The sequence below is a fragment of the Mesorhizobium sp. M0060 genome (genome assembly GCF_040323155.1).
Classification (GTDB): domain Bacteria; phylum Pseudomonadota; class Alphaproteobacteria; order Rhizobiales; family Rhizobiaceae; genus Mesorhizobium.
Genome location: NZ_JAMYUP010000025.1, coordinates 56,469 through 81,650, shown reverse-complemented (window position 1 = coordinate 81,650; position 25,182 = coordinate 56,469). Strand labels below are relative to the sequence as shown.

Sequence of the window (25,182 nt, the reverse complement as noted above, 5' to 3'; positions counted from 1 at the left end):
CGGACCGCCTCTGTCGTCGTGGCGCGGCCGTGTAGAATCTGTCCCATAGCGCGTCCTTTGATTCGGACGACAATGGTGCGCCATTAAAGCCTGAGATCAAACATCTAGCCAGTCGATCGACAGCTACGTTCCGTTTGTCGTCGGCGGGGTGAAATACAAGGGCGACTGGGGTGCGATCACCGCGGTGGGCGCCTATAACAGCGCGTGGGAAGAATGGGCCGGCAAAGTTCGCCTCGACGTCAAGCCGATTACTGACCTGACCCTGTTCGTGATGGCGGGCTACGGCAGCGACGATCACGGCGCCGTCAACTTCTATAAGCCATGGATCGGCAACTTTGCCGTCTGGGGCGGCGGCAGCTATGCCGTCAACAAGAAGACCTCTTTGAATGCTCAGGTCTCCTATACCGACGAAAAAGATTTCGCCGTGGCGGCCAACGTCGCCTACACGATCGTTCCTGGCTACACGATCACCGCCGAACTCGATTATTTCGACAATTTCGATGCCGACGATGCCGACGCAATCGGTGGTATCTTCCGCTTCCAGCGTTCGTTCTGATCGAGCTGAATATCTGCAAACGGCCCGTGGTGTATCGCTACGGGCCGTTTCGTTTCCGGTGGATAGGCCGCTGATCTTGATTTCGCCATCCAACCGGTGACAAGCTCTCGTCATGGAATGGCGCGACGAGGGAATCATTCTCGGCACCCGCAAGCATGGCGAAACCAGCGCCATTCTCGAGGTGATGACACGTGCGCATGGCCGCCATCTCGGCCTTGTGCGCGGCGGCCGTTCGCGCAAGCAGCAGCCGGTCTTGCAACCAGGCAACCGCGTCGAGCTGCTATGGCGGGCGCGGCTCGACGAGCATCTGGGCACCTTCCAGGCTGAGGCCATCGAGATGAATGCCGCCCGGCTGATGGACACAGCCGTTGCAATCTACGGCCTGCAGACGATGGCCGCGCATCTGCGCCTGCTGCCAGAGCGCGACGCCCATGGCGCTCTCTATGAGACGCTTGCGGTGATGATCGCCCATCTCGACGATGCCGATGCCGCCGGCGAGCTGGTGGCCCGCTTCGAGCTGCTGGTTCTCGACGAACTCGGTTTCGGCCTTGATCTCAGCCAGTGTGCGGCGACTGGCACCAGGCAGGACCTTGCCTACGTCTCGCCGAAATCCGGCCGCGCCGTGTCGCGGGCGGCGGGCGCGCCGTGGCGCGACAAGATGCTGGCGCTGCCTGCCTTCCTGCAGCGTGGTTCGGGCCTGCGCGCCGATCCGGCGGCGATCGAGGATGCCTTCCGGCTGACCGGCTTCTTTTTTACCCGCCATGTCTATGAGCCGCGCGGCATCGAGCCGCCTGGCGCCCGCGCCGGGTTTCTTGCCGCCTTGCGCAGGCATCATGCACCCAAGGCGAACGCCGGAGAAACCGCCGCTGGGGAAACCACCAGATGAGCGAAGTGGAACTTTATCCCGGCCGGGTTTCGCCGCTCGGCCTCGGCACCATTCCGCACGACGACATCCTCGAATACACCGGTCTGGAATTGCTCCAGCGTATCATCGACAACAAATATCCGGCGCCGCCGATCTCTTTCCAGCTCAATTTCGCCCTTGTCGAAGTGTCGGAAGGACGCGCGGTGTTTCGCGGTGTGCCGAACGAGCGCCACCTCAATCCGCTTGGCGGCGTGCATGGTGGTTGGGCCGCGACGCTGCTGGATTCGGCCTTGGGCTGCGCGGTGCAGACGCTGCTCGCCAGGGGCGAGGCCTATACGACGGCGGAGTTCAAGGTGAATTTGACGCGGCCGATCACGCCAAGGACCGGCGAGGTGGTGTGCGAAGGCAAAGTGGTGCACAAGGGCCGCACGCTGGCGGTTTCGGAAGCGGCACTGAAGGATGCCAATGGCAAGCTGCTGGCATTCGGCACCGAAACATGCTCGATCTTTCCGGCGGCCAATCTGGCGGCACGTTGAATGGACCGGCCGTTTGGCCGCCGCATTTGAATGTCACTGAAGGCTGAATGTCAGTGACAACTGGCCTGGTTTGGGGGAACCGCCATGTTTGAAAGCCTGATTGGCCTCGTCGCCGTCATCGCGCTGTTCGTCATCATTTCACGCCAACAGAGCCGCATCGGCCTGATCGAGCGCGAGCTTGGCGCGTTGCGCAGCCTTGTGCTTTCGGGCGCGCCTGTCCTGCCGCCGCAAGCCAAGGAACCAGCTGCAAACGACAGCAAACCGGCGGATGCCGCAGCCCCGGTTACGGTTGCTGCCGACATAGCCTCATCGCCGACGGCCGCGGCATCGGCAACAGAGGCCGAAGCCGGTATCGGGGAGGGGACATCCGGACCCTGGAACGCCGATACCACGGCGTCGTCCGCGCCGGACTCGGCGCAACCGGCGGCAGCGGCGAAAGCCGCCCGCCAGTCCGACGTCGAAACGGCTCTCGGTACTCGCTGGGCGGTATGGGTTGGCGGCATCGCGTTGGCGCTGGGCGGCCTATTCCTGATCCGCTACACCATCGAGGCCGGCATTTTCGGGCCACGCGTGCGGCTTGCCATGGCGGCGGCACTCGGGCTGGTGCTGGTCGCCGGCGGCGAGTTCATCCGGCGCACCGGCTTCAAGGTGCCGGTGCAAGGTGCTGCCGGTGCCTATATCCCGGCGATCCTGACGGCGGCCGGCGCCTTCATCCTGTTCGGCACCGTCTACGCCGCGTACAGCATTTACGGCTTCATCGGCCCGGCGCTCGCTTTCACGCTGCTCGGCGCCATCGGGGTGGCGACGATCGCGGCAAGCCTGGTCCACGGTCAGGCGCTGGCCGGCGTCGGCCTGCTCGGCGCCATGGTGACGCCGATGCTGGTCGCCTCGCAGGCGCCCAATCCATGGGCGCTGTTCGGCTATCTGGCGATCGTGCTTGCCGCCGCCGGCGTCATCGCCCGCATCCGCGACTGGAAGCTTTTGATGGCGGCTGCCTTCGTCGCCACGGGCATCTGGACCATCTTCTACATGACCGACGCGCCGGGGGCGAAGCTTTCCGTCATTCTCTTCATCGACGTGGTGACACTGGCCGTGCTCGCCTTCGTCTGGCTCGGCCGTCGCAGCGAAGCGGAATCCGGCAGCGGCTTCGACTGGCCGTCGATCACGCCGGGCTTCTTCGTCGGCCTCTCGGCGCTGGCCCTGTTCGTCGATCCGGCCTTCGTCGCCATCCGCGGTGCATTGCCGGGTGCTGCCCTTATCGCATCCCTGGTGGCGGTGGCGCTCTACCGGCCGCGGGCGCTTGCATTGCTGCACGCCGCCGGACTGGCGACGGTGCTGGTCTATCTCGGCATCATCCCGCCGACCACGATCGCTGCCGATTTTTCGGGCGGCGCTCTCGGTGTCGACGGCTTGCCGGTTGTGGCGTCCGATGCCTTGATGCTCAGGGTCGGTATCGCTCTCGGCCTGGTCTTCATCGGCGCCGGCTTCTGGGCAGCGCGCCGTTTTGCGGCCCCTGGCTGGCTGCGCGCCGCCACATGGGCGGCCTGGAGCGCTGTCGCGCCACTGGTCATCCTACTGGCGCTCTGGCTGACCTTCGGCAATCTCGACCGTGACCTTGCCTATGCGGCGGTCGCAGCCGTTTTGGTCGGAGTCTTCGTCGCCGGCGGCGAATGGATAGCGCGCGGCGAAGCGCCGCCGCTGACCGGCGGCGCTGCCGTCTCCTTCGCGCTCGGCGGCGCGGCGATTGCCGGCCTGCTGATGTTGCACATGGCCTTTGGCTCCGGCTGGACAACTATCCTGCTCGGAGCAGCCGCCGTCGTGCCGGCGCTGGCAACGCGCTGGCGTACCTATCCGGCGCTTGGCTGGATTTCGGTCGGTGCGGTGATTGCAGTGCTCGGCCGTGTCGCCTTCGACCCGACCATCGTCGGCGCCGAGTTCCTGTCGAAAACACCGGTGTTCAACTGGCTGCTGATTGGATATGGCGGGCCGGCGCTCGCCTTCGGCTTTGCCGCCTGGCAGCTAGCCCGCACCACCAATGGCCGGCCGCGCCTCGCCATGGAGGCCGGCGCCGCGCTGTTTGCTCTGCTCACCGTCGCCATGCTGGTGCGCCATGCCATGCATGGAGGCGTCATCGACACGGCTGCCGCGACGCTCGCCGAACAGGCGATCTACACGCTGATCGCCATCGGTGCCGGTGCCATCCTGGTCGCCATCGACATGCGCTCGCCAAGTTCGGTGCTGCGCTACGGCTCGATCGCAGCGGGCGTGGTCTCGGTCGCCTTCATCGTCGTCCAGCATTTTCTGGCGCTGAACCCCTTGCTGACGGATGAATCGACCGGCAGCATTCCGGCGTTCAACCTTCTGTTCCTTGCCTACCTCTTGCCGGCGGTTGCGGCAGGCGCACTGGCGCTCTATGCCCGTGACAAGCGGCCGCAATGGTATGCGGCGATGCTGGCGGTGGTGGCGGCGCTGCTCGCCTTTGCCTATGCCACGCTTTCAGTCAGGCGCCTGTTCAAGGGTGAGTTCATCGGGCTGTGGAGCGGCCTCGGCCAGCTCGAGACCTATACTTATTCGGCACTGTGGCTGATCATCGGCGTGGTGCTGCTCACCACCGGTGTCTGGCTGAAGTCGCAGGCGCTGCGCATAGCGTCGGCGGCGCTGATCTCGGTCGCCGTGCTCAAAGTCTTCATCTTTGACATGTCGGAGCTGGAAGGCGTGTTGCGGGCGCTGTCCTTCATCGGCCTCGGCGCGGTGCTCATCGGCATCGGCTTGTTTTATCAGAGGCTGCTGACACGTGCGGCGAAAGAGACGTAAAGGGTTGCATGAATATTCAAGATGGAATATATGAATATTCCAGAGGAGATATTCAATTTGCCCCTCTATATTCGCGACGACGAGGTGGATGCGCTAGCCACAAAACTGCAGCGTGAGACGAACGCCCCGAGCAAGACGGAAGCAGTGCGGACCGCGCTTTTGCACGAGCTCGAGCGCAACCGCGCCCGCAAGCCCCTGCGCGACAGAATTGCGGTGCTACAGGCCAAGTATGCTGCGTTGGGGCCGTCCGATCCCACCTTCGACATGAAGGCATTCACCGACGAGATGTGGGAAGACTGATGTTCGTCGATGCGTCGGTCATCGTCGCCATTCTCGCCAAGGAACCGGGGTGGGCGGAATTGCTCAAGCGAATCTCGGGTGCCGGCAGTCCGCTGCATATTTCCGCACTTGTTCGGCTCGAGGCGACACTTGCCCTTGGGCGCATAAACGCCGTTTCCAAAAAGCCGACGCCCGAAATGCTCGCCGCGGCGCGCGATCTGGTCGATTCGTTCATTGTCGAAATCAGCGCCCGCAATGTGCCTATCGACGAGGACATCGGCGCGCGCGCCATCGACGCGAGCATCCGCTACGGCAAGGCGGTTGGTCATCCGGCCGATCTCAATCTTGGCGACTGCTTCGCCTACGCCTGTGCAAAGGCCCTCGATCTTCCGTTGCTCTACAAGGGCGACGATTTTCTTCAGACGGATCTGGCGCCTAAACCGGCGTTTCGACAATCGGATGCCCGCCGGGAATAAACCTGTCACCGGCAGCGTTATTCAGTTGCTTGGGTGACCGGGGCGGCCGACCGCTTCGCGCTGGCCGCTTGCGCCGCGCCGCGAAGGCGCGTTCAATCACTGCGGACAGGGCTCCAGAACCAGCGGTCATGGACGAAAAGAAGGCAGCAATCCTTGGTGAAATACCGCGTCTGCGCCGCTATGCACGCTCGCTGTTGCGCGACCGCGATTCCGCCGACGATCTCGTCCAGGATTGTCTCGAGCGGGCACTTGTGCGGCTCGACAATTGGCAGACAGGAGAAAGCCCCAGGAGGTGGCTGTTTACGATCATGCATCATTTGTTCATCGACCAGATGCGCAAGGTGAACCGGCGCGGTGAGGCAGCGATGCTGCCGCTCGAGGCGAGTGAGGCGCAGGCAGCACCCGCCGAGCAGGTCGAGAGCATCGCCTCGCGCGAGATCGTCGACGCGCTGCAGGCGATCAGCCCGGACCGCCGCGCGGCACTTGTGATGGTCGCCATCGAAGGGTTTTCCTATGCCGAAGCCGCCAACATCCTTGGCGTCCCCGCCGGCACTTTGATGTCGCGCATCGCGCGTGGGCGTGAGGAACTGCGCACGCTGCTGGATGATGCCGCGCGCCGCCGGTCTATAAGGATCGTCGAGAAATGAGCCGGCGCGATTTCTCCGAACGCGACATCCACATGGCTCTCGATGGCGAGTTGCCGGGCGATGAGCGGACGGCCTATGAGGCATGGCTCGAGGCCAATGCCGAGATGAAGACCAAGAGCGCACGCTACGCCGCCGACCGGGCAGCGTTGCGCGCAGCCTTCAACGGCGTGCTGAGCGAACCCGTGCCGGTACGGCTGAGCAGGGTAATGCTCGGCGAGGCGCCGGTGGTCAGAGCGGCGGCGTCGCGCTCGCGTTGGTGGCTTGCGGCCGCCGCTGCCGCCATCCTGGTGATTGGCGGTGCTGGCGGCTACCTTGCCGGCATCGGCCGCGTCGGTCTGGAAAATACGGCCGAGGACCAGCTTGCCGAAGAGGCGATCGCCGCCCACGTCATCTATGCCGCCGAAAAACGGCACGCGGTGGAAGTGCCGGCAAGCGACAGGGATCATTTGCAGAGCTGGTTGTCGAACCAGGTGGGTTTGAAGCTCGTCGCGCCGGATCTGGCGGCGCAAGGATTCCAGCTGGTCGGTGGCCGGCTGCTGCCTGCCGGCCAGGGCAAGGCCGCGATGCTGCTTTACGAGGACGATAAAGGCGAGCGCATATCGCTCTTCGTCACGGCCGAATCGGCGGCCAAGGCCAAGGGCACCTATGGGTCGGAGGAAGACGGTCCTGAGGCCGTCTACTGGCTGGACAAGGGTTATGGCTGCGCCGTTGTCGGCTCGCTGCCGCGCGAGCGGTTGGCCGCAGTGGCCAAGAGCGCCTATGGCCAGCTTGTGGCAGGCTTGGAAAGCTGAACAGGACTTCATTTTTCTGGAGCCGCGCCGATGCCGAAACACGGGAGGTCATTCAAAGCCTTTCGCGACCTGCTTGCCATCAAAACTGTCACAATTCGGCCCTAATCGAGGTGCGATAGCGCTTGCTAGATGCTGGCGCTTCGGCTGGTGTGACCGATGTTTAGACTAGGGCCGTTTCCACAACCCAATCGAGGTTTTCTGAGCCCGCATGCCTGCCGAGATTCGCAAGGCCCGCGCGTCCGACGTCGATGACCTCGCCGCCATCGAAAAAGCTGTTTTCTCGAGCGACCGCATTTCTCGCCGCTCCTTTCGCCAACTGATCGAACGCGACACCGCCGAACTGCTGGTTGGCGAGAACGATGGTCACGTCGCCGGCTATGCGGTCGTGCTGTTTCGCAAGGGCAGCGGCGTCGCACGACTCTATTCGATCGCCGTCGGTCCATTTTTCGGCGGCCGTGGCGTTGGCCGCCTGCTGCTGGAGGAGGCTGAAGCCGCTGCTTTCGAGCACGGCCGCATGATGCTTCGTTTGGAAGTCCGCGAGGACAATCCGCGCGCCATCCAGATCTATGAGCAGAGCGGCTACCGCAAGATCGGTCGCGAACCGGACTACTACGAGGATGGCGCCACGGCGCTCCGCTACGAAAAGACCTTGCGCGGCGACATTCCGGTCGCCACCGAAGTGCCGTTTTATCAGCAGACTTGCGAATTCACATGCGGACCATGCTGCCTGATGATGGCGATGGCTAACTTCGACCCCGGCTTCGTGCCGGATCCGGTGATGGAAATCCGGCTGTGGCGCGAGGCGACGACCGTCTTCATGATGTCCGGCCCTGGCGGCTGCGAGCCGTTCGGGCTGGCCGTCGCCGGCTATGAGAGCGGGCTTGCTGCTGAGATCTATGTCTCCTTCTACGGCGCGCTGTTCCTGCAGTCGGTGCGCAGCGAAGATAAGCGCCGGGTCATGGAGCTGGCGCAAGTCGACTTTCGCCGCCGCGCGGAACTTTACGGCATCCCGGTGAATTACCGCTCATTCGGGCTTGACGACATTCGCACTGCGATTGCAGAGGGAAAACTGGTGCTGGTCCTGATCAGCGGCTTCCTGATGTTCGGCAAGAAGGTCCCGCACTGGGTATTGGCCATCGGCGACGACGGCGATCATATCCTGATCCATGACCCCTGGGTCGAGGACGAGCGGCAGGAGACGATCCTCGATGCGGCCAACATTCCCGTGCCTTACGGCATCTTCATGAACATGGCGCAATTCGGCCGCGACGGATTGCGCGCCGCCATCACTCTCGGAAAGCGCGACAGCCAATGACCTGGGTCATCCTTACCGGCCGGCAGAACGATCTCGACCAAGTGGCGACGCCGCACAAGATCATCACCAACCGCGACTACCTTGCCCATCCGGCACTGTTTCGCGGTCAGCGGCCGAAGGTCATCAACCTGTCGAACAATTACGGCTACCAGAGCCGCGGCTATTACGCCTCGCTGCTCGCCGGTTCGCGCGGCCATAAGGTCATCCCAACTGTCGAAACGATGATCGACCTGTCGGAGCGCAAGCTCTATGAGCACGCGTTGCCGGAACTCGAACTCGCACTCAACAAGTGCCGCAAGGACCTGGGCGGCGCTTTCCCGCAGAAGGTCTGCATCTTCTTCGGCATCGGACCATCCAGGATCTGGGATCGCTTCGCCAAACTCCTGTTCGACTGGTTCCGTGCCCCGGCGCTCGAGGTCCACATCAGGGACAGCGCCGAATGGGCCTCGATCCGCAAGATCGGCTTCCATCCCTTGGCGAGGATGACCGAGGACGAGGAAACGCACTTTCTCCAGTGCCTGGAGACCTACACCAACCGCGAGTGGCGCGACACCAAGGGCCGCACGCCGGCGCGCTACACTTTCGCCACGCTGGTCGATCCGCATGAGGAACTGCCACCGTCGGAGATTTCGTCGCTGCGCCACTGGGCCAAGATCGCCGAAAAGATGGGCGTCGAAATCGAGCCGATTACCAAGCGGGATCTGGCCAAGCTCGCCAACTACGACGCGCTGTTCATCCGCGAGACCACCTCGATCTCCAATCATACCTACCGCTTTGCCCGCCGCGCCCAGCAGGAAGGCATGCCGGTCATCGACGATCCGCTGTCGATGATCCGCTGCACCAACAAGGTTTATCTCAACGAGCTGATGACCTACAACAAGGTTCCGGTGCCGCCGACGGTGATGATAGCCGGCCCTTCGGATCTGGAACTTGCGGCGCAGACGCTGGGCTTCCCGCTGGTGCTGAAGATCCCGGACTCCTCGTTTTCGCGCGGCGTCAAGAAATGCGGCACCTTCGACGAGTTGAAGACGCTCGCAACCGAATGGCTGGAGGATTCCGACCTCCTGATCGCTCAAAAATTCATTCCGACGGAATATGACTGGCGCGTCGGCGTCCTCGGCGGCCAGCCCTTGTTTGCCGTCCATTATCTGATGGCCAAGGAACATTGGCAGATCGTCAATCACAAGGCCAACGGCAAGCCCGACCAGGGCGGCATCAAGACCTTCACCCTGAAGGAAGCGCCGGCCCATGTCGTCGAGACGGCGGTGAGCGCGGCGCGTTGCATTGGCGACGGCCTCTACGGCGTCGACCTCAAGGAGACCAGGGACGGCGTCTTCGTCATCGAGGTCAACGATAACCCCAACCTCGACCACGGCTGGGAAGACTCTGGCGAAAAGGACGAGGTCTGGGTGCGGCTGACCCAGTGGTTCCTGGAGCGGCTGGACAGGCCGGGGCGATAACCATCCGAGTGGGGGACAGAGATGCTGTTTTTTGTGACCGAGGATTTTCGCGGCTGTGACCGCAAGGAGATCTACCGTCGCTTCCGCGACCAGGGCCGCCTGAAGCCGGACGCGCTTCTCGTGCACCACAGCTGGATCGCGGCGGATATGAGCCGCTGCTTCCTGCTGGTGGAGGCCGATGACGTCACGCTTCTGCAGCGGTGGGTCATCGAATGGGCGGATCTGGTGGCGTTCGAGATTGTTCCTGTGGCGACGAACAAGGACATGGTTGAGGCATTGAGCGGGCACCTCTGACCCGGGAGGGAACCTCAGCGCTGATGACCTTAGGCGCTTTGGCTCGGCCGGCCGTGTTGCGCTCAGCCGCTGCTGCTAAGCGCTGCGCTCGACCTCAGCAGCCGGTCGATATCGGACGCTTTCGATGGCACGCCGATCAGATAGCCCTGAGCCTCGACACAGCCCTCCTTTCGCAGGAACTCCAACTGCGCTTCCGTCTCGACGCCTTCGGCGGTGACAGTGATGTCCAGCTGTGCGCCAAGCCCGATGATGGTGCGCACGATTGCCGCGGTATCGCGACTGTCGATATCGCGGATGAAGGAACGATCGATCTTGATCTTGTCGACGGGAAAGCGCCTGAGATAGCCGAGCGAGGAATAGCCGGTGCCGAAATCGTCCAGCGCGATGCGGACGCCCAGATCGCGCAGCTGCCTGAGTGTCTTAAGCACCAGATCGCTCTCGTCCATCAGCACCGTTTCGGTGATTTCCAGTTCAAGCCGGTTGGCCGGCACGCCCGAGAACGCCAGTGCCGAGATGACGCTGCGGGCAAAGGTGCCGCTTTTGATCTGCACGGCCGAGACATTGACCGCAATACGCAAAGGCGCCCAGCCCGCTGCGCTCGTGCAGGCTTTTCGCAGCGCCCATTCTCCAAGTGGCACGATCAGCCCGGTCTCCTCGGCGGCCGGAATGAAATCGTCCGGCCGCACCAGGCCGCGCACCGGCGAACGCCACCGCATCAAGGCTTCGGCGCCGACGATTTCGCCGGAGGCGATGTTCATGATCGGCTGGAAATCCAGCTCGAATTCCCGACGCGACAGCGCTGCCCTGAGATCGATTTCGAGTGCCCGGCGTGCCCGCACCATCGCATCCATGGCTGGTTCGAAGAAGCGGTAGAGGTTGCGCCCTTCGCTCTTTGCCCGATAGAGCGCCATATCGGCATTTTTCAGCAGCGTGTCGGCATCCTTGCCGTCATTCGGAAAAAGCGCGATTCCGACACTGATGCCGACGCGCATGTCGTGTCTCTTGTCGCGAAACGGCTTTCCGATGATCTCGACGATGCGTTTGGCCAGTTTTTCCGCGTCGCCCGGGCTTTTGAGGTTGAACTGGATGATGACGAATTCGTCGCCGCCGAAGCGGGCGACAACGTCCGTTTCATTGCGCAGGCACCGTTGCAGCCGTTCGGCTACGCATTTCAGCAGCCAGTCGCCGGAGGGGTGGCCCCAAGTATCGTTGACCGCCTTGAAGTGATCGAGGTCGAGCGAGAATATCGCCAGCGATCCGTCTCTCGTCTCACTCAGGGCTTGGTCGAGCCGTTCGCGAAGCATCGAGCGATTGGGCAGGTTGGTCAGTGTGTCGTGATGCGCAAGGTGGGTCATGCGCTCTTCCACGCGCCTGCGCTCGGTGACGTCGTCGAACGTCGCGACCCAGCCGCCGCCGCTCATCGGCCGGCGCGCAACCAGCAGCGTTCTGCCGTCGGCGAGATGGCGATGCGTTACGTGTGTTTTGCCCACCCGCAGGCAGGCTTCGATTTGCAAGATTTCGCTGTCGAGGTCGAGCTTTGTATAAATGCCCAGTTCCAGCAGCCGCTTGAAGGCGTCACGGTGGCTCATGCCAAGCGGGAAGTCGACCGGCCTGACATGGTAAAGTTCCAGGAAACGTTCGTTGCGCACGATCAGCTTGCCGTCAGCATCGTACATCAAAAGCCCTTGCGACATGTTGGCAAGTGCCGCGTCGAAACGGCGGTGCTGCTCCTTCAACTCCTGCTCGGCGCGCCGTTGCTCGGTGATGTCCTCGTAGATCGATACCCAACCACCTGACGCCAGCGGCCGGTGCGAAATGTTGACGATACGCCCGTCTGCAAGCGTTTCCTCATAGGTGGAAGGTTTAGCCCGGTCGATATAGGGCTTGCGAATGGCATAGAGTTCCTCAGCGCTTTGCGAGGCGATGCCGATGTCCACGCTGTGTTGGAGGATATCGAAAAACCGGATGCCGGGCCGCACCACTTCGGCGTCGAGGCGAAAGATGCTGATGTAGTTCCTGTTGCAGATGATCATCCGCTCATCGGCATCGAACATGCACAGGCCATGCGACATGTTCTCGACCGCTGCCGAAAAACGTTCGTTTTGTTCGCGCAGCTCGTCTTCAATCCGTTGCGGCAGGCCGACGCCTTTGGCCCCCCGTCGGCGGACGGACGAACCAGCCTTGAAACCGGCAACGGGCATGAGGCGCGCCTATGGACCATGGTTAACCACGGCACTGTTGTCCCTGCCGGTTAATTTACCGTTTTCAGCCGGCTGGAACGGCAGTCTGGCGTCGCGACTTTTCGATCGCCGTAAACCGTTTGAGAAAGGCATTTTGCGCCCAGGTCACCGAGCGCGGCGTGAAATCGAAGCGCTCGGCGTTGAAACCGCGCGGCCGGCCGAAGAACTCCGTCGCCTCTGCCGTCGAAAAACCCGCAAGCAGCGTCGCTTCGAAATAAGCGGCGATCTGATCCGCTCGCTTGATCTCTTTGCGCAGTCCGGCGTCGAGTTCCGCCGGCAGTGAAAAGCGCAGATGGATGGCGCGCTGCAGCCTGAGCTCGCAATCCTTGTAGCTGCCGCCCATCACGGATTTGAACGGCGAGATCATGTCGCCGATGACATATTCCGGCGCGTCGTGCAGCAGCGCCGCTAACCGCGCGTCGGCCTCGGCGTCCGGCATCAGCTCGCCGACAAGCGCCTCGACCAGCAGGGAGTGCTGGGCGACCGAAAAGGCGTGGTCGCCTCTGGTCTGGCCGTTCCAGCGAGCGACGCGGGCAAGGCCGTGAGCGATATCGGAGATCTCGATGTCGAGCGGCGAGGGGTCGAGCAGGTCGAGCCGCCGGCCGGATAGCATGCGCTGCCAGGCGCGCGGCGGCGCCCCGACGCGATCGGCCGCCATCAGGCCTCCTCCGCGCCGACGGCTTCCTGCGGAAAGCTGAATTTCGCCCAGGACGGGATGGCGAGCGACACGGGTACGTCGTCAGCCAGGATCGGTAGGCCGGCGTCGAGCGCCGCCTTGATCCGGTCGATGCGGGCAATGGCAAGACCTGTCGAGCCTGCGGTCGAGCCGAGCGTGCCGACTGGTCGCCCCTCAACGGTCAACTCTGCGCCCGAAGCGGGCAGGGGCTGTTCGGCCGAGACGATCAACACCCGGCGCCTGGCAGTGCCGCGATGCTGCATGCGCGAGACGACCTCCTGGCCGACATAGCAGCCCTTCTTGAAGCCGACGCCGCCGATCTCGTCGAGCAGCACGTCATGCGGAAACGCATCGCCGAGCTGATAGTCGCTGCCGCTTTCGGCAACGCCATGGGCGATGCGAAAGGCTTGCCATGCGGCAAGGTCGCCGCCATCTGCGGCGCCATCATAGAAGCGCTTGACGGCAGCATCGACAAACCGCGCATCGGCAAACGGCGCTGATTCAAATTGCGAGGCGGTTGAATCGCTTTCCCATAGGATGGTCACAACCGGCTGATCTGTCTTGGCAATTTCGACTTTGGAGCGCAATTTGTAGAGCGCCAGCCGGCGCATGAAATCGTCGGCCGTCTCGGCACGGCATTCGAGGCGGAAAGCATTTTCGCCGGCTCGCGAGATCAGGAAGTCGAAAAGGATCTTGCCTTGCGGCGTCAGCAGGGCGCCGGGCTTTGCTTCGCTGCTGCCAAGCACGTCGAGGTCGGTAGTCAGGATGTTCTGCAAAAAGTGCTCGGCATCCGGCCCAGACACGGAAACGAGTGCGCGATCTCCGAGCGAGGCAAAGGGCATGGTGGGAAAACGAGCCTGATCTTGCAAAACTGTCGGCCATTACGTAAGCCGCTGGCACTCCCCCCGCAAGAGACCGGATCCGCATGGCCCCCATCTACGATCTCATCCTGACAGGCGGCGCCGTGGTCAACCATGACGGCGAGGGTTTTCGCGACGTCGGTATCAATGGTGGGCGCATCGCTGCCATCGGCGACCTCCGCCAGGCATCGGCCGGCGAGACGATCGACTGCCGCGGGCTGCATATCCTGCCGGGCGTCGTCGATAGCCAGGTGCATTTCCGCGAGCCGGGACTGGAGCACAAGGAAGATCTGGAGACGGGCTCGCGGGCAGCGGTGCTTGGCGGCGTCACCGCCGTCTTTGAGATGCCGAACACCAATCCGCTGACCACCAGCGAGGCGGCTCTTGCCGATAAGGTGCAGCGTGCCACCGGTCGCATGCATTGCGACTTTGCCTTCTGGGTCGGCGGCACCCGCGACAATGCGAAAGACACCGGCGATCTCGAGCGGCTGCCGGGTGCGGCCGGCATAAAGGTGTTCATGGGCTCGTCCACCGGCGACCTGTTGGTCGAGGACGACGAAGGCGTCGCCTCGATCCTGAAGAACACACGTCGCCGCGCCGCCTTTCACTCCGAGGACGAGTTCCGGCTGCGCAAGCGGCTCGGCGAGCGCATCGAGGGCGATCCGTCCTCACATCCGGTGTGGCGCGACGAGATCGCTGCATTGCGCTGCACCGAGCGCCTGGTGCGCATCGCGCGCCAGGTCCGCGCCCGGATCCATGTGCTGCACATCTCGACCGCCGAGGAGATAATTTTCCTCGAACAGCACAAGGACGTCGTGACTTGCGAGGCAACGCCGCATCATCTGACGCTGAGCGCCGATGATTATGCGCAGTTGGGCACGCTGATCCAGATGAACCCGCCGGTGCGCGCCGCGCGCCATCGCGACGGCATCTGGCACGGCATTGCGCAAGGCATTGTCGACGTGCTCGGCTCCGACCATGCGCCGCACACGCTGGCCGAGAAGGCAAAGCCTTATCCGGCGTCACCGTCCGGCATGACCGGGGTGCAGACTTTGGTGCCCATCATGCTGGACCATGTCAACGCCGGCCGACTGACCTTGCAGCGCTTTGTCGACCTTACCAGCCACGGCCCGCAGCGCATTTTCGGGATCGCCAGGAAAGGCCGCATCGCCGCCGGCTACGATGCCGATCTGACCATCGTCGATCTGAAGCGTCGCGAGACCATCGCCAACGCCCAGCAAGGCTCCAAGGCCGGCTGGACGCCTTATGACGGCAGGCAGGTGACCGGCTGGCCGATCGGCACTATCGTTCGCGGCCGGCGCGTGATGTGGGAAGGCGACATCGTCACGCCAGGTCAGGGTAGGGCGGTGGAGTTTTCCGAGGCGCTGGTGGCTTAGAGGCTCCTGCCACATAAGACCAGCCTAACCTACTCAATCGCCTGCGACGAAGAACGTCCATTGCCCGGTCGGCGTGATGCCGACGCGGTAGAAGATGTAGGCACCGAACTGCTTCATGTTATCATAATCGCTGGCGGTGACGATCTTGAACAGTTCGACCCGTTGCCTGGCGTCGAGCTTATCCAGCGGCAGGGCGAAAAAATATGGCCAGACGTAAAGATCCTGCGGCGTGCCGGCATCGACATGGACATAGCCGGCATTGAGCACCTCTTCCATGATGGCGAGGATTTCCTGGCCTTCCGTGTCGCCCGAAAGGCCCTTCAGGAAGGCGATCGGGTCGCCCTCCATGTCGCCCAGCGACAATTGGGTCATCGTGTCGCCCTTGCCGATCAGCGGCCGGAGCTTTTCGATGTCGCCGCTCTTGCAGGCCTCGACGATCAGGTCGTGCATGCGCCTGACCGGTTCCGGCAACTTGGTAAGGTCGTAGACGACTTCGGGCAAAGGTACGTCAGGATCGACATGCGGATTGGCCATGCCGCCATCGTCCGCCGGCCCTTTCGGCTCGGGTTGTTCCGGTTCGTCGGACGGCGTCGGCTGGCTGGCTGCAGGTGGCGTCGTGCCGAGCGGGCCGGGCATCGGCACGGCACTTCCGGGCGGCGACATGTCGCCGTCGGGTGGCGGCGTGACCGGCGAGGGCAGGTCTTCGCGCTTGATCTCGCTGAGAGCGTGAGCGGGACTGCTCGCAAGAAACAGTGCAAGGGGAATCGCCGCGCAGGAAGCGGTGAGCCAGATGCTGAGGACCAGGCCGCGCGGCTTGCCTGACATCGAAAAATTCACCGCCTGCTACTCCCTGGTTCCGGGCCATCCATGTGCCCGGACGTGATGTCCAGCGGCGCGCCGTCGTCAAAGAACCGAGGTCAGTGCCGCAGCCTTTCGGGCTCGAAGGCCCCGGCAATCACCTTTTCACGCATGCGATCGAGGAGGGCAAGCGCCGAGGTCTCGCCATTGGTGCGCAGCATCTCGCCGAATGCCGTCTCGAGGGCGGCCTCGGCGATGATTTCCGGCTCGATTCCAGCCGACAGCCCTTCTGCCCAGGCTTCGCTGTGGCTTTCCACGGCAGTCAGGCGCTTTTCTTCCCTGACCAGCGCGTCGATGTCGTTGACGCCATGTTCCATTGCGATGTCCACCCTTTTCAAGCGGCGATCCGATAGATGCGGATCAGGCTTGGGCTGTCCGTTTACACGCAGGTTAAATAAGTGCTTGTAAATGCGACATTTTTTTGGTCGCTTTCGACAAAGACCGTAGCGTTTTGCAAACCTGCGTTCGATCTGATTCAAAACTTAGCCGATTAGGCCAGCGAGCGGGATGAAAACCTTCAGTTTGAGTTAATTCCACATCCGCGCGCTAACGTTTCGTTAATATAGTTGCAAAAGTGCAACATAACGATTGCACCAAGACGTCACCCGAGGCAAGCGGAGAAGTGTCGAACGCGTCCGCCGCGAACAGCGCCGCCGCTTGATGCGGCTTTGCCGGAAAGCAGCTGCCGCCCTCAGTTTCCGTAGCGCGATGCAATGTCGCGAGACAGCGTCTCGCCTTCCTTCATGTAGCGGCTGATGGCTTCCGTGGCCGACGCGGTGCATTGCGTATAAGTGCCGCCGAAGGATCGGTAGCCGCGGTTGAAGCTGGCGATGAAGCGGGCGCGCCGCTCAGGGTTCGGATTTTCAGATGCGATCAGTTTTTCCATCTCGGCCCGCCACTGGTCGCCCTTCTCGCCGCACAGATTGCGCAGGAAATGCAGCGAACCGAGCACTTCCGCCAGCCGCATCAGCCCGGGCTCGAACGGGGCTTCGGCGGCAATTGCCGGGCGCGCGCCGACAACCACACTGACGGCGAGGCATGCGGCGAGAAACGGAGATGTGCGGCTCATCAGGCTTTGTGCTGAAACAATTTGTCGCCTGCAAGGCGATTTTCGGGCTCAGTTCTCGGCGTCCTTGTTGGGGCCGAGCAGATCGTCGGCAATTTCAAAAACTGCATCCGCGAGCGGCATCGCTGTCATTTCGGCCAGCGTATAGAAGGCCGCGGTTTCGGCGTCGTCGCTGGCCACCGCCTCGCCGCCGGCATAGTTGGCCCCAAACACCGTCAGCTGATAGTCGACCGGATGCCCGTCGCCGCTGCCGTCGATGTGGATTTCCCGCAGCGGCCGGTAGCTGCGCGCCTGCAATCCGGTCTCTTCCAGCAATTCGCGCCGTGCTGCCTGTTCCAGCGTCTCGCCGGCTTCGACCTTCCCGCCGGGAAAGGCATAGAAGCCCTGCGATGGCGGTCTGGCCCGCTTGACCAGCAGCACCGTGTTCTCGCGCACGACGCAGACCGAGACTGCCGGAATGATCTTGCGTGCTTCCATGGGCTCCCGATCGCTCGATTGGCATAGTCCGTTGTGGACCGGCCGTCGGCGAACAGCTTTAACGGTTGCGCAAGGCAGGTTCCATCGCCACTTTCACATGTCACCAATTCGAGAATTGAATTCATGTGCGGACGCTTTGCCTTGACCGCCACTCCGGACCAGACCGCCGCCTTTCTCGGCCTGGCGGAATTGGAGGAGTTTCCGGCCCGCTACAACATCGCGCCGACGCAGCCGGTGTTGATGGCGCTCGCCGGATTACCGCGGGCGCCTGGCTCGAACCTGCCCGACCGGCGCTCGATGTTGGTGCGCTGGGGCCTGATCCCGGCCTGGGTCGAGGATACGCGTGACTTCGCGCTGCTGTTCAACGCGCGTGCCGAAGGGGCGGCGGAAAAGGCCTCGTTTCGCGCCGCCATGCGCCATCGCCGCGCCTTGGTGCCGGCTTCGGGATTCTACGAATGGCACCAGACCGGCGGCAGAAGAGGGCAGCCCTATTGGGTGCGCCCAAGGCATGGCGGGCTCGTCGCCTTCGCCGGGCTGATCGAGACCTATGCCGAGCCGGGCGGATCGGAAATGGACCGGCGCCATCCTGACCGTCCATGCCAATGCCGACATTGCTCATATCCACGGCCGCATGCCGGTGGTGATCCATCCCGAGGATTTCGCTCGCTGGCTGGATTGCCGCACCCTCGAGCCGCGCGATGTGGCCGATCTGCTGATACCCGCCCACCCCGATTTCTTCGAAGCGATCCCGGTTTCCGACCTCGTCAACAAGGTCGCCAACATCGGGCCGGAGATTCAGGAGAAGGGCGTCATCGAGCCTGAGCCCGAGAAGGTCAAACGCCAGAAGTTCGGCGCGAACGACAGTCAGATGACTTTACTTTAGCAAAAGCTACTATTTCTGAGACGCCGTGAGCGCCTCAATCTTCACCGGCGGCATTCTCAGGCAGCGCGCGGCGAGACGATCTTCTGTGCCGGCTTCTTCTTCTTCGCGGTGTGCAGAAGAGCTGCGACGATTGCTGCCGGGCCGATCGCCCGGTAATAGCTGGCGAGCGCCGGTTGCTTGGCGCGGCTGGGTTCCTGCTTAGGCATTCTTCTCTTCCCTGGTAACGTCTTGGTGTCTGCGTTTGCTGGCCGAATCCGACCAAATCGTGACGCTTGCTGATCTAGCCGGCGAATGTTTCATGACAGTGCCGACATGTTTAATAAAATGTTTCAGTGCCGCATTTCCTGTGATCCAACGGTATTTTTGGCGAGGGTAGCGACTTGACGGCAACACCGGGCAAGGCGATAAAGCCGGCCATGAAAACGTCTTTCGCCATTTGTGGCATTTGCATTATCGGCTAGCCTCGCGCTGGTCCTGGACGTTTTCGCCTCATCTCCTCCCAGATTGGACAAACGCCCGGCCAGCAGGCTGGAGCCCGATTTGCGCCTCGGCGCAACTGGCTCCATCCAGAGCACGATCCCAACAGGTCATGCTCAAACAAAGTAACGCACCGGGAAGGCACGTATGTCTGACGCATCGAAGAGCCTGCGCCTCTACAACACGCTAACGCGGAGCAAGGAAGATTTCTTCCCGATCGATCCGCGCAATGTGCGCATGTATGTCTGCGGCCCGACGGTCTACGACTTCGCCCATATCGGCAATGCGCGGCCGGTGATCGTCTTCGACGTGCTGTTCCGTTTGCTGCGGCGTCTCTACGGGCAAGCGCACGTCACCTATGTGCGCAACATCACGGACGTCGACGACAAGATCAACGCCCGCGCACTGCGCGATTTCGGCAGCGAGATTTCCTCGGGGGAGCTATCGCTGAACGAGGCGATCAGGCGGGTCACCGAAGAGACCGCCGACCAGTTCCACAAGGACGTGGCGGCACTCGGTTGCCTGGAGCCGACGGTCGAGCCGCGCGCCACCGAGTTCGTCGAGCCTAGGCCCGACGGCAAGGTCGATATGATCTTCTTGATTCAACGCTTGATCGAACGCCGCCATGCCTATGTCGCGGCTGGAGAAGTCCTATTCGACACCGCTTCCATGCCGGACTACGGGCAATTGTCGAAGCGCAATCTCGACGAGCAGCAGGCCGGCGCCCGCGTCGCCGTCGATGCGCACAAGAAGAACCCGCAGGATTTCGTGCTGTGGAAATTGTCTTCGCCCCAGGAGCCGGGCTGGGACAGCCCGTGGGGCAGGGGCCGGCCGGGCTGGCACATCGAGTGCTCGGCGATGTCGGCCGCCTATCTCGGCGAGGTGTTCGACATCCATGGCGGTGGTCTCGACCTGATCTTTCCGCACCACGAGAACGAGATCGCGCAGTCGCGTTGCGCCCACGGCACCGAAACGATGGCCAAGGTTTGGATGCACAATGGTTTCCTGCAGGTCGAAGGGCAGAAGATGTCCAAGAGCCTGGGCAATTTCTATTCGATCAGCGAATTGCTGGAGACGGAGACCTTTGGCGGCCGCAAATGGCCGGGCGAGGTGCTGAGGCTGGCGATGCTGATGACGCATTATCGCGAACCGATTGACTTTTCAGTGCGCAAGCTGGAAGAGGCGGAGAATACGCTGCGCAAATGGAAGCGGGCCGCCGATCTGGCGCCGCCGACGGCAAAACCGGTGCCGGCGGATGTGATCGAAGCGCTGTCGGACGACCTCGCCACCTATCCCGCATTCCAGTTGCTGACGCAGTTGGCTGGCGATGCTGTTGATTTCAACGCTGGTAGCGGCAACGCTGCCGCCGAAGACAATGATGCTGCCGCTTCACTGAAGGCGTCGCTGCTGTTCCTCGGCTTCGACGTCGCGGCGGCCAAGGTGGATGAAGACGCCATTGCCAAGGCGATCGCCAAACGCCTCGCGCTGATCGCCGCCAAGAACTGGGCCGAGGCCGACCGCATCCGCGACGAGTTGCTGGCGCAAGCCATACAATTGAAGGACGGCAAGGACCCCGTCACCGGCGAACGCATCACCACCTGGGAGGTGAAAAGATGATCGACCATCTCGGCATTACCGTTTCGGATTTCGACGCGTCGAAGGCTTTTTACGACAGGGCGATGGCGCCGCTCGGCGCCTCGCTGCTTTACATGGTGCCGCAGGAATATACCGGCGGCGCCAAGGTCGGCGGCTACGGCCGCGACCGGCCGGTGTTTTGGCTGCATGCCGGCAAGGACAAGCCGAAGGACCATCAGCATGTCGCCTTCACCGCGCGCAGCCGCGCCGAGGTCGATGCTTTTCATGCCGCGGCGATCGCCGCCGGCGGCAAGGACAATGGCGGGCCGGGCCTGCGTCCGCACTATCATCCGAACTATTATGGCGCCTTCGCCTTCGATCCCGACGGCAACAATGTCGAGGCGGTCTGCCATGCTCCGGAGTAGTGCGCGATGAGCCTCGACAACAGGCCGGTCTACACAGGCGGCTGTCAGTGCGGCGCGGTGCGCTTCCGCGTCGAAGGCGCGCTGGGCGATGCGTCCGTCTGCCATTGCCGTATGTGCCAGAAGGCGAGCGGCAATTTCTACCTGCCGCTGGTCTCGGTGCGCGGCGCAACACTCGATTGGACGCGGGGCGAGCCCAAACGCTTCCGCTCGTCGAACGCGGCTTCGCGCGGTTTCTGCGCCGAATGCGGCACGCCGCTGACCTTCGAAGCGGCCGACGGCGTGGCGCTCGCCATTGCCGCATTCGACCATCCCGAGGAGATCGCGCCGACGATCCAATGGGGTGTCGAAGCCAAGCTCCCCTATGTGGATCATGTCCACGAATTGCCCGGTGAGGAGACGATGGCCGATATCTCGTCGACACCTTATCTCGCCGATCTCATCTCCTATCAGCATCCCGACCACGACACCGAACAATGGCCGCCGGAGGAAAGATCATGACCGAAACCGTTCGTACCGGCGGCTGCCAATGCGGCGCCGTGCGCTTCCGCATCCACGGGGCGCTCGGCCGCCCCTCTATCTGCCATTGCCGCATGTGCCAGAAGCAGTTCGGCTCGTTTTTCGGGGCGCTGGTGACGGTGCCGAGCGACGGCGTCGAATGGCTGCGCGAGGAGCCGAGCTACTTTCAGTCGTCGGTCAACATCGATCGCGGCTTTTGCGCCCGCTGCGGCACGCCGCTGACTTACCGGCAGCCCGGCGCCCTTGAGATTGCCATCGGCGCCTTCGACGACCGCTCCGACCTTGCGCCACAGATCCAAGTCAACTACGCCGCCAGGCTGCCTTGGGTGGAGACGATCTTCGACGCACCGATCCATGACGATCCGGATTACTACGCCCGGCAGGAATCCATCATCTCCTTCCAGCATCCCGATCACGAGACGGCCAACTGGCCGCAGCAAGGCCTGAAACTATGAGCAGCGAATTCCGCACCCTCTATCCCGAGATCGAGGCTTTCGAGTCCGGCATGCTCGACGTTGGCGATGGCCATCAGGTCTATTGGGAGCGCTCCGGCACGAAGGGTGCCAAGCCGGCGGTATTCCTGCATGGCGGGCCGGGCGGCACCATTTCGCCAAACCACCGGCGGCTGTTCGACCCGAAACTCTATGAAGTCATCCTGTTCGACCAGCGCGGCTGCGGAAAATCGACGCCCAATGCCTCGCTCGAAGCCAACACCACCTGGCACCTGGTCGCCGACATCGAGCGCCTGCGAAAAATGTGCGGCTTCGATAAATGGCTGGTATTCGGCGGCTCGTGGGGTTCGACGCTGGCGCTGGCCTATGCCGAGACGCACCCCGAGCGGGTCAGCGAACTGGTCGTGCGCGGCATCTACACACTGACCCGCGCCGAACTCGAATGGTACTACCAGTTCGGCGTCTCGGAGATGTTCCCCGACAAATGGGAGCGGTTTCTGGCGCCGATTCCTGAGGTCGAGCGCGGCGACATGATGGCCGCCTACCGCAAGCGGCTGGTCGACAGCGATCCTAAGGCGCGGGTCGAGGCCGCTCGCGCCTGGAGCCTATGGGAGGGCGAGACGATCACGCTGCTGCCGGAACCGGAAACCAGTGGTCCCTTCGGCCAGGATGACTATGCCGTCGCTTTCGCCCGCATCGAGAACCACTACTTCGTCCATGCCGGCTGGCTGGAAGAGGGACAGCTGCTGCGCGATGCATGGAAGCTTAAGGATATCCCAGGTACCATAATTCACGGCCGCTACGACATGCCGTGCCCGGCGCGCTGTGCCTGGGCGCTGCACAAGGCGTGGCCGAAAGCGGATTTCCATCTGATCGAAGGCGCCGGCCATGCCTATTCGGAGCCGGGCATCCTCGACAGGCTGATCCGCGCGACGGACATATTTGCCGGGAAATGACCATGGCTCGCGAGCGCCTCTACCTCTTCGACACCACGCTGCGCGATGGTCAGCAGACGCCGGGCATCGACTTTTCCGTCGAGGACAAGATCGCCATCGCCAAGCTGCTCGATGAGTTCGGCATCGACTACGTCGAGGGCGGTTACCCCGGCGCCAATCCAACCGACACCGCGTTCTTTGCCGAGCGTCGCACGGCCAATGCCAAGTTCGTCGCCTTCGGCATGACCAAGCGGGCAGGAGTGTCGGCCTCGAATGACCCCGGCCTCGCCGCGCTGGTTCAGTCGAAGTCGGATGCCATCTGCTTCGTCGCCAAGAGCTGGGACTACCACGTCCGCGTCGCGCTCGGCTGCACCAATGAGGAGAACCTCGAGGCGATCAAGGCATCGGTCGAGGCGGCCGTCAGTTCGGGTAAGGAGGCGATGGTCGACTGCGAGCATTTCTTCGATGGCTTCAAGGCCAACCCCGATTATGCCCTGGCCTGCGCCAGGACGGCCTACGATGCCGGCGCCCGCTGGGTGGTGCTGTGCGATACCAATGGCGGCACGCAGCCCTCTGAGGTGCGCGCCATCGTCGAAAAGGTGATCGCCGCCGGCATACCGGGCGACTATCTCGGCATCCACGCCCATGACGACACCGGCCAGGCGGTGGCGAATTCGCTTGTCGCCGTCGAGGCCGGCGTGCGCCAGATTCAGGGCACGCTGAATGGCATAGGCGAGCGCTGCGGCAACGCCAACCTGATCTCGATCGTGCCGACACTGGCATTGAAGCCGGCCTTTTCCGGCCGCTTTGCAACAGGCATTTCGGCAGAGACGTTGACCGGCATATCGCGCCTGTCCCGCGCCTTCGACGAGTTGCTGAACCGCGCGCCGGAAGCGCAGGCTCCCTATGTTGGCGCCTCCGCTTTCGCCACCAAGGCCGGCATCCATGCCTCGGCGCTGGCCAAGGAGCCGGCGACCTACGAGCATGTGCCGCCCGAGACAGTCGGCAACCGCCGCCGCGTCATGGTTTCGGACCAGGGCGGCAAGGCCAATTTCCTAGCCGAGCTGAAACGGCGCGGCATCGACATGCCGAAGGACTATCACCGGCTGGACGCGCTGATCGCCGTCGTCAAGGAGCGCGAGGCCGAGGGCTACGCCTACGAAGGTGCCGACGCCAGCTTCGAGCTTCTGGCGCGCAAGATGCTGCACGGCCTGCCGGAATTCTTCCGGGTCACCTCGTTCCGCTGCATGGTCGAGCGCCGCTTCGACGCCAATGGCCAGCTGAAGACGGTCTCAGAGGCGATCGTGAAAGTGCTGGTCGAGGGGGAGGAGAAGATGTCGGTGGCCGAAGGCCATGGCCCGGTCAATGCGCTCGACATTGCGCTGCGCAAGGATCTCGGCAAATTCCAGAGCGAGATCGCCGACCTCGAGCTGGCCGACTTCAAGGTGCGTATCCTCAATGGCGGCACCGAGGCGATCACCCGCGTGCTGATCGAATCGCATGACGGCACCGGCGCGCGTTGGTGGACGGTCGGCGTCTCCGAAAACATCATCGACGCTTCGTTCCAGGCGCTGATGGATTCGATCGTCTACAAGCTGATGAAGAACCGAGACATGGCCGGGCTGGTCGCGGCGGAGTGAGGAAATGGGCTTCTCGATAAGCTGGCTGGGTTTTCTTGGTTGCGGGATAAAGGAAACTGCGGCCTTGTTCGGGCGCGAGATTGGCGATCGATCGGAGATTTTCGAAGCACGGGTGAATGCCCATGCCAGCGAAAAGAACTGGGCGATCATTATTCTTGATCCCTGCAGCTTTCCGAACCCGCCTCAGCAATATCTGGCCGCGATCTCGCAAGATCGGGAAGTCGTTATCGCGCATATAGAAGAACATGTCATGTTTGCACGCGCCGAACTCTGGCGCGACGGAAGGAACATCTGGAAAGTCTGGCATGGCGGCGACAAGACCGTTAGGGATTTGCATGTCACGGGTGATCTCCCCGCGTTATTCGAAGCGCTGAAGCAGCAGTGTTTTTCTAAACAGGACGAAGAAGATGTCGAAAATCCCGAGGTCGATTTCGTTTTCGAAATCCCTCTCGATCTTGCGGCGGAGCTGACGGGCTTCAGGCACGATGAAGGCACGCCCGATAGCGTTTTTTTCGAACTCAGGGAAAAGCCTGCTCAGCGTTGAGATCGTTTCGTGCTGGGGTAGACCTGCGGTACTCACTCTCGCAGGCAGCGGCAATTGTTCGACATTGGTGGTCGTGTTGAACCATCAGCGAGACTCCATTGATCCATCAGAAGTTTGCGATGGTTTTG

The 25,182-nt window shown here is 62.7% G+C and carries 26 protein-coding genes and 2 pseudogenes; 20 read left to right on the top strand and 8 right to left on the bottom strand.

Annotation, left to right across the window (positions count from 1 at the left end; translation table 11 throughout):
- Positions 1-100: 100 nt before the first annotated feature.
- The 11 genes and pseudogenes from NKJ94_RS22525 to NKJ94_RS22475 all read left to right on the top strand — a co-directional run.
- Positions 101-556, top strand: a pseudogene (locus NKJ94_RS22525) (porin); the annotation flags it as partial.
- Positions 557-668: 112 nt separating this feature from the next.
- The gene (recO, locus tag NKJ94_RS22520; protein WP_352527939.1) at positions 669-1,442 is read left to right on the top strand and encodes a DNA repair protein RecO; all 774 of its coding nucleotides are present in this window, start codon (positions 669-671) and stop codon (positions 1,440-1,442) included.
- Positions 1,439-1,957: a PaaI family thioesterase gene (locus NKJ94_RS22515; RefSeq protein WP_352527937.1), complete on the top strand. Its 519-nt coding sequence runs from the start codon at positions 1,439-1,441 to the stop codon at positions 1,955-1,957. Before recO ends, NKJ94_RS22515 begins: the two co-directional genes overlap by 4 nt.
- Positions 1,958-2,041: 84 nt before the next feature.
- Positions 2,042-4,771, top strand: coding sequence for a DUF2339 domain-containing protein (locus tag NKJ94_RS22510; protein WP_352527935.1), 2,730 nt, complete (start codon positions 2,042-2,044; stop codon positions 4,769-4,771).
- A 57-nt stretch (positions 4,772-4,828) separates the two neighbouring features.
- Positions 4,829-5,071, top strand: coding sequence for a type II toxin-antitoxin system VapB family antitoxin (locus tag NKJ94_RS22505; protein ID WP_352527951.1), 243 nt, complete (start codon positions 4,829-4,831; stop codon positions 5,069-5,071).
- Positions 5,068-5,526, top strand: a complete 459-nt coding sequence (locus NKJ94_RS22500; protein WP_352527949.1) for a type II toxin-antitoxin system VapC family toxin — start codon at positions 5,068-5,070, stop codon at positions 5,524-5,526. The genes NKJ94_RS22505 and NKJ94_RS22500 overlap by 4 nt, the downstream gene beginning before the upstream one ends.
- A gap of 128 nt (positions 5,527-5,654) precedes the next feature.
- The gene (locus tag NKJ94_RS22495) at positions 5,655-6,173 is read left to right on the top strand and encodes a sigma-70 family RNA polymerase sigma factor (protein WP_352527934.1); all 519 of its coding nucleotides are present in this window, start codon (positions 5,655-5,657) and stop codon (positions 6,171-6,173) included.
- Positions 6,170-6,964, top strand: a complete 795-nt coding sequence (locus tag NKJ94_RS22490; RefSeq protein WP_352527932.1) for an anti-sigma factor family protein — start codon at positions 6,170-6,172, stop codon at positions 6,962-6,964. The genes NKJ94_RS22495 and NKJ94_RS22490 overlap by 4 nt, the downstream gene beginning before the upstream one ends.
- 208 nt (positions 6,965-7,172) lie before the next feature.
- Entirely contained in the window at positions 7,173-8,279 is a 1,107-nt protein-coding gene (locus tag NKJ94_RS22485; RefSeq protein WP_023677756.1) for a peptidase C39 family protein, read from the top strand.
- The gene (locus NKJ94_RS22480) at positions 8,276-9,739 is read left to right on the top strand and encodes a RimK family ATP-grasp domain-containing protein (protein ID WP_352527930.1); all 1,464 of its coding nucleotides are present in this window, start codon (positions 8,276-8,278) and stop codon (positions 9,737-9,739) included. The genes NKJ94_RS22485 and NKJ94_RS22480 overlap by 4 nt, the downstream gene beginning before the upstream one ends.
- Before the next feature lie 21 nt (positions 9,740-9,760).
- Complete coding sequence (locus NKJ94_RS22475) at positions 9,761-10,033, top strand: DUF3303 domain-containing protein (protein ID WP_352527928.1); 273 nt, start codon at positions 9,761-9,763, stop codon at positions 10,031-10,033.
- 62 nt (positions 10,034-10,095) lie between these two features.
- Here NKJ94_RS22475 and NKJ94_RS22470 read toward each other — a convergent pair whose 3' ends face one another.
- From NKJ94_RS22470 to ygfZ, 3 genes are all read right to left on the bottom strand, one after another.
- Positions 10,096-12,234: a putative bifunctional diguanylate cyclase/phosphodiesterase gene (locus NKJ94_RS22470; protein WP_352527926.1), complete on the bottom strand. Its 2,139-nt coding sequence runs from the start codon at positions 12,232-12,234 to the stop codon at positions 10,096-10,098.
- A gap of 64 nt (positions 12,235-12,298) precedes the next feature.
- Positions 12,299-12,931 carry an HD domain-containing protein gene (locus NKJ94_RS22465; protein WP_352527924.1) on the bottom strand — a complete coding sequence of 211 codons (633 nt, stop codon included), beginning with the start codon at positions 12,929-12,931 and terminating at the stop codon, positions 12,299-12,301.
- Complete coding sequence (gene ygfZ, locus NKJ94_RS22460) at positions 12,931-13,791, bottom strand: CAF17-like 4Fe-4S cluster assembly/insertion protein YgfZ (protein ID WP_352527922.1); 861 nt, start codon at positions 13,789-13,791, stop codon at positions 12,931-12,933. The genes NKJ94_RS22465 and ygfZ overlap by 1 nt, the downstream gene beginning before the upstream one ends.
- Before the next feature lie 83 nt (positions 13,792-13,874).
- Here ygfZ and NKJ94_RS22455 point away from each other — a divergent pair, with 83 nt between their 5' ends.
- Complete coding sequence (locus NKJ94_RS22455) at positions 13,875-15,206, top strand: dihydroorotase (RefSeq protein WP_352527920.1); 1,332 nt, start codon at positions 13,875-13,877, stop codon at positions 15,204-15,206.
- Between the two features lie 33 nt (positions 15,207-15,239).
- On the opposite strand, the gene NKJ94_RS22450 is transcribed toward NKJ94_RS22455, so the two are convergent.
- The 4 genes from NKJ94_RS22450 to NKJ94_RS22435 all read right to left on the bottom strand — a co-directional run bounded on the left by NKJ94_RS22450 (position 15,240) and on the right by NKJ94_RS22435 (position 17,607).
- Positions 15,240-16,043 carry a hypothetical protein gene (locus NKJ94_RS22450; RefSeq protein WP_352527918.1) on the bottom strand — a complete coding sequence of 268 codons (804 nt, stop codon included), beginning with the start codon at positions 16,041-16,043 and terminating at the stop codon, positions 15,240-15,242.
- Positions 16,044-16,123: 80 nt separating this feature from the next.
- Complete coding sequence (locus NKJ94_RS22445) at positions 16,124-16,381, bottom strand: hypothetical protein (RefSeq protein ID WP_023677749.1); 258 nt, start codon at positions 16,379-16,381, stop codon at positions 16,124-16,126.
- Positions 16,382-16,755: 374 nt separating this feature from the next.
- On the bottom strand, positions 16,756-17,133 hold the full coding sequence (locus tag NKJ94_RS22440; protein ID WP_352527916.1) for a TIGR02301 family protein: 378 nt from the start codon (positions 17,131-17,133) through the stop codon (positions 16,756-16,758).
- Positions 17,134-17,181: 48 nt separating this feature from the next.
- Entirely contained in the window at positions 17,182-17,607 is a 426-nt protein-coding gene (locus NKJ94_RS22435) for an NUDIX hydrolase (RefSeq protein WP_352527914.1), read from the bottom strand.
- A 123-nt stretch (positions 17,608-17,730) separates the two neighbouring features.
- On the opposite strand from NKJ94_RS22435, the pseudogene NKJ94_RS22430 reads away from it, so the two are divergent.
- Positions 17,731-18,490: pseudogene (locus NKJ94_RS22430) on the top strand (SOS response-associated peptidase).
- A 56-nt stretch (positions 18,491-18,546) separates the two neighbouring features.
- On the opposite strand, the gene NKJ94_RS22425 reads toward NKJ94_RS22430, so the two are convergent.
- Positions 18,547-18,696: a hypothetical protein gene (locus NKJ94_RS22425; RefSeq protein WP_254820210.1), complete on the bottom strand. Its 150-nt coding sequence runs from the start codon at positions 18,694-18,696 to the stop codon at positions 18,547-18,549.
- Positions 18,697-19,114: 418 nt separating this feature from the next.
- On the opposite strand from NKJ94_RS22425, the gene cysS reads away from it, so the two are divergent.
- From cysS to NKJ94_RS22390, 7 genes are read left to right on the top strand one after another with little or no spacing between them, the layout of a single operon-like run.
- A complete protein-coding gene (gene cysS / locus NKJ94_RS22420; RefSeq protein WP_352527912.1) occupies positions 19,115-20,584 on the top strand; it encodes a cysteine--tRNA ligase in 1,470 nt (489 codons plus the stop codon).
- The gene (locus NKJ94_RS22415; protein WP_352527910.1) at positions 20,581-20,967 is read left to right on the top strand and encodes a VOC family protein; all 387 of its coding nucleotides are present in this window, start codon (positions 20,581-20,583) and stop codon (positions 20,965-20,967) included. Before cysS ends, NKJ94_RS22415 begins: the two co-directional genes overlap by 4 nt.
- A gap of 6 nt (positions 20,968-20,973) precedes the next feature.
- Positions 20,974-21,465: a GFA family protein gene (locus NKJ94_RS22410; protein ID WP_352527908.1), complete on the top strand. Its 492-nt coding sequence runs from the start codon at positions 20,974-20,976 to the stop codon at positions 21,463-21,465.
- Entirely contained in the window at positions 21,462-21,938 is a 477-nt protein-coding gene (locus NKJ94_RS22405) for a GFA family protein (protein ID WP_352527906.1), read from the top strand. Before NKJ94_RS22410 ends, NKJ94_RS22405 begins: the two co-directional genes overlap by 4 nt.
- Entirely contained in the window at positions 21,935-22,891 is a 957-nt protein-coding gene (pip, locus tag NKJ94_RS22400) for a prolyl aminopeptidase (RefSeq protein WP_352527904.1), read from the top strand. The genes NKJ94_RS22405 and pip overlap by 4 nt, the downstream gene beginning before the upstream one ends.
- A complete protein-coding gene (gene cimA / locus NKJ94_RS22395) occupies positions 22,888-24,510 on the top strand; it encodes a citramalate synthase (RefSeq protein ID WP_352527902.1) in 1,623 nt (540 codons plus the stop codon). Before pip ends, cimA begins: the two co-directional genes overlap by 4 nt.
- Before the next feature lie 4 nt (positions 24,511-24,514).
- Entirely contained in the window at positions 24,515-25,054 is a 540-nt protein-coding gene (locus NKJ94_RS22390; protein ID WP_352527900.1) for a hypothetical protein, read from the top strand.
- Positions 25,055-25,182: the final 128 nt, after the last annotated feature.

What these genes read in the sequence shown, in the direction of transcription:
- NKJ94_RS22405 (WP_352527906.1), top strand. Translation starts at nt 21,462, where the DNA reads ATGACCGAAACCGTTCGTACCGGCGGCTGCCAATGCGGCGCCGTGCGC.
- recO (WP_352527939.1), top strand. Translation starts at nt 669, where the DNA reads ATGGAATGGCGCGACGAGGGAATCATTCTCGGCACCCGCAAGCATGGC.
- ygfZ (WP_352527922.1), bottom strand. Translation starts at nt 13,791, where the DNA reads ATGCCCTTTGCCTCGCTCGGAGATCGCGCACTCGTTTCCGTGTCTGGG.
- NKJ94_RS22510 (WP_352527935.1), top strand. Translation starts at nt 2,042, where the DNA reads ATGTTTGAAAGCCTGATTGGCCTCGTCGCCGTCATCGCGCTGTTCGTC.
- NKJ94_RS22515 (WP_352527937.1), top strand. Translation starts at nt 1,439, where the DNA reads ATGAGCGAAGTGGAACTTTATCCCGGCCGGGTTTCGCCGCTCGGCCTC.
- NKJ94_RS22390 (WP_352527900.1), top strand. Translation starts at nt 24,515, where the DNA reads ATGGGCTTCTCGATAAGCTGGCTGGGTTTTCTTGGTTGCGGGATAAAG.
- NKJ94_RS22425 (WP_254820210.1), bottom strand. Translation starts at nt 18,696, where the DNA reads ATGCCTAAGCAGGAACCCAGCCGCGCCAAGCAACCGGCGCTCGCCAGC.
- cysS (WP_352527912.1), top strand. Translation starts at nt 19,115, where the DNA reads ATGTCTGACGCATCGAAGAGCCTGCGCCTCTACAACACGCTAACGCGG.
- NKJ94_RS22490 (WP_352527932.1), top strand. Translation starts at nt 6,170, where the DNA reads ATGAGCCGGCGCGATTTCTCCGAACGCGACATCCACATGGCTCTCGAT.
- pip (WP_352527904.1), top strand. Translation starts at nt 21,935, where the DNA reads ATGAGCAGCGAATTCCGCACCCTCTATCCCGAGATCGAGGCTTTCGAG.
- NKJ94_RS22475 (WP_352527928.1), top strand. Translation starts at nt 9,761, where the DNA reads ATGCTGTTTTTTGTGACCGAGGATTTTCGCGGCTGTGACCGCAAGGAG.
- NKJ94_RS22445 (WP_023677749.1), bottom strand. Translation starts at nt 16,381, where the DNA reads ATGGAACATGGCGTCAACGACATCGACGCGCTGGTCAGGGAAGAAAAG.
- NKJ94_RS22465 (WP_352527924.1), bottom strand. Translation starts at nt 12,931, where the DNA reads ATGGCGGCCGATCGCGTCGGGGCGCCGCCGCGCGCCTGGCAGCGCATG.
- NKJ94_RS22455 (WP_352527920.1), top strand. Translation starts at nt 13,875, where the DNA reads ATGGCCCCCATCTACGATCTCATCCTGACAGGCGGCGCCGTGGTCAAC.
- NKJ94_RS22410 (WP_352527908.1), top strand. Translation starts at nt 20,974, where the DNA reads ATGAGCCTCGACAACAGGCCGGTCTACACAGGCGGCTGTCAGTGCGGC.
- NKJ94_RS22495 (WP_352527934.1), top strand. Translation starts at nt 5,655, where the DNA reads ATGGACGAAAAGAAGGCAGCAATCCTTGGTGAAATACCGCGTCTGCGC.
- NKJ94_RS22435 (WP_352527914.1), bottom strand. Translation starts at nt 17,607, where the DNA reads ATGGAAGCACGCAAGATCATTCCGGCAGTCTCGGTCTGCGTCGTGCGC.
- NKJ94_RS22485 (WP_023677756.1), top strand. Translation starts at nt 7,173, where the DNA reads ATGCCTGCCGAGATTCGCAAGGCCCGCGCGTCCGACGTCGATGACCTC.
- cimA (WP_352527902.1), top strand. Translation starts at nt 22,888, where the DNA reads ATGACCATGGCTCGCGAGCGCCTCTACCTCTTCGACACCACGCTGCGC.
- NKJ94_RS22440 (WP_352527916.1), bottom strand. Translation starts at nt 17,133, where the DNA reads ATGAGCCGCACATCTCCGTTTCTCGCCGCATGCCTCGCCGTCAGTGTG.
- NKJ94_RS22415 (WP_352527910.1), top strand. Translation starts at nt 20,581, where the DNA reads ATGATCGACCATCTCGGCATTACCGTTTCGGATTTCGACGCGTCGAAG.
- NKJ94_RS22470 (WP_352527926.1), bottom strand. Translation starts at nt 12,234, where the DNA reads ATGCCCGTTGCCGGTTTCAAGGCTGGTTCGTCCGTCCGCCGACGGGGG.
- NKJ94_RS22480 (WP_352527930.1), top strand. Translation starts at nt 8,276, where the DNA reads ATGACCTGGGTCATCCTTACCGGCCGGCAGAACGATCTCGACCAAGTG.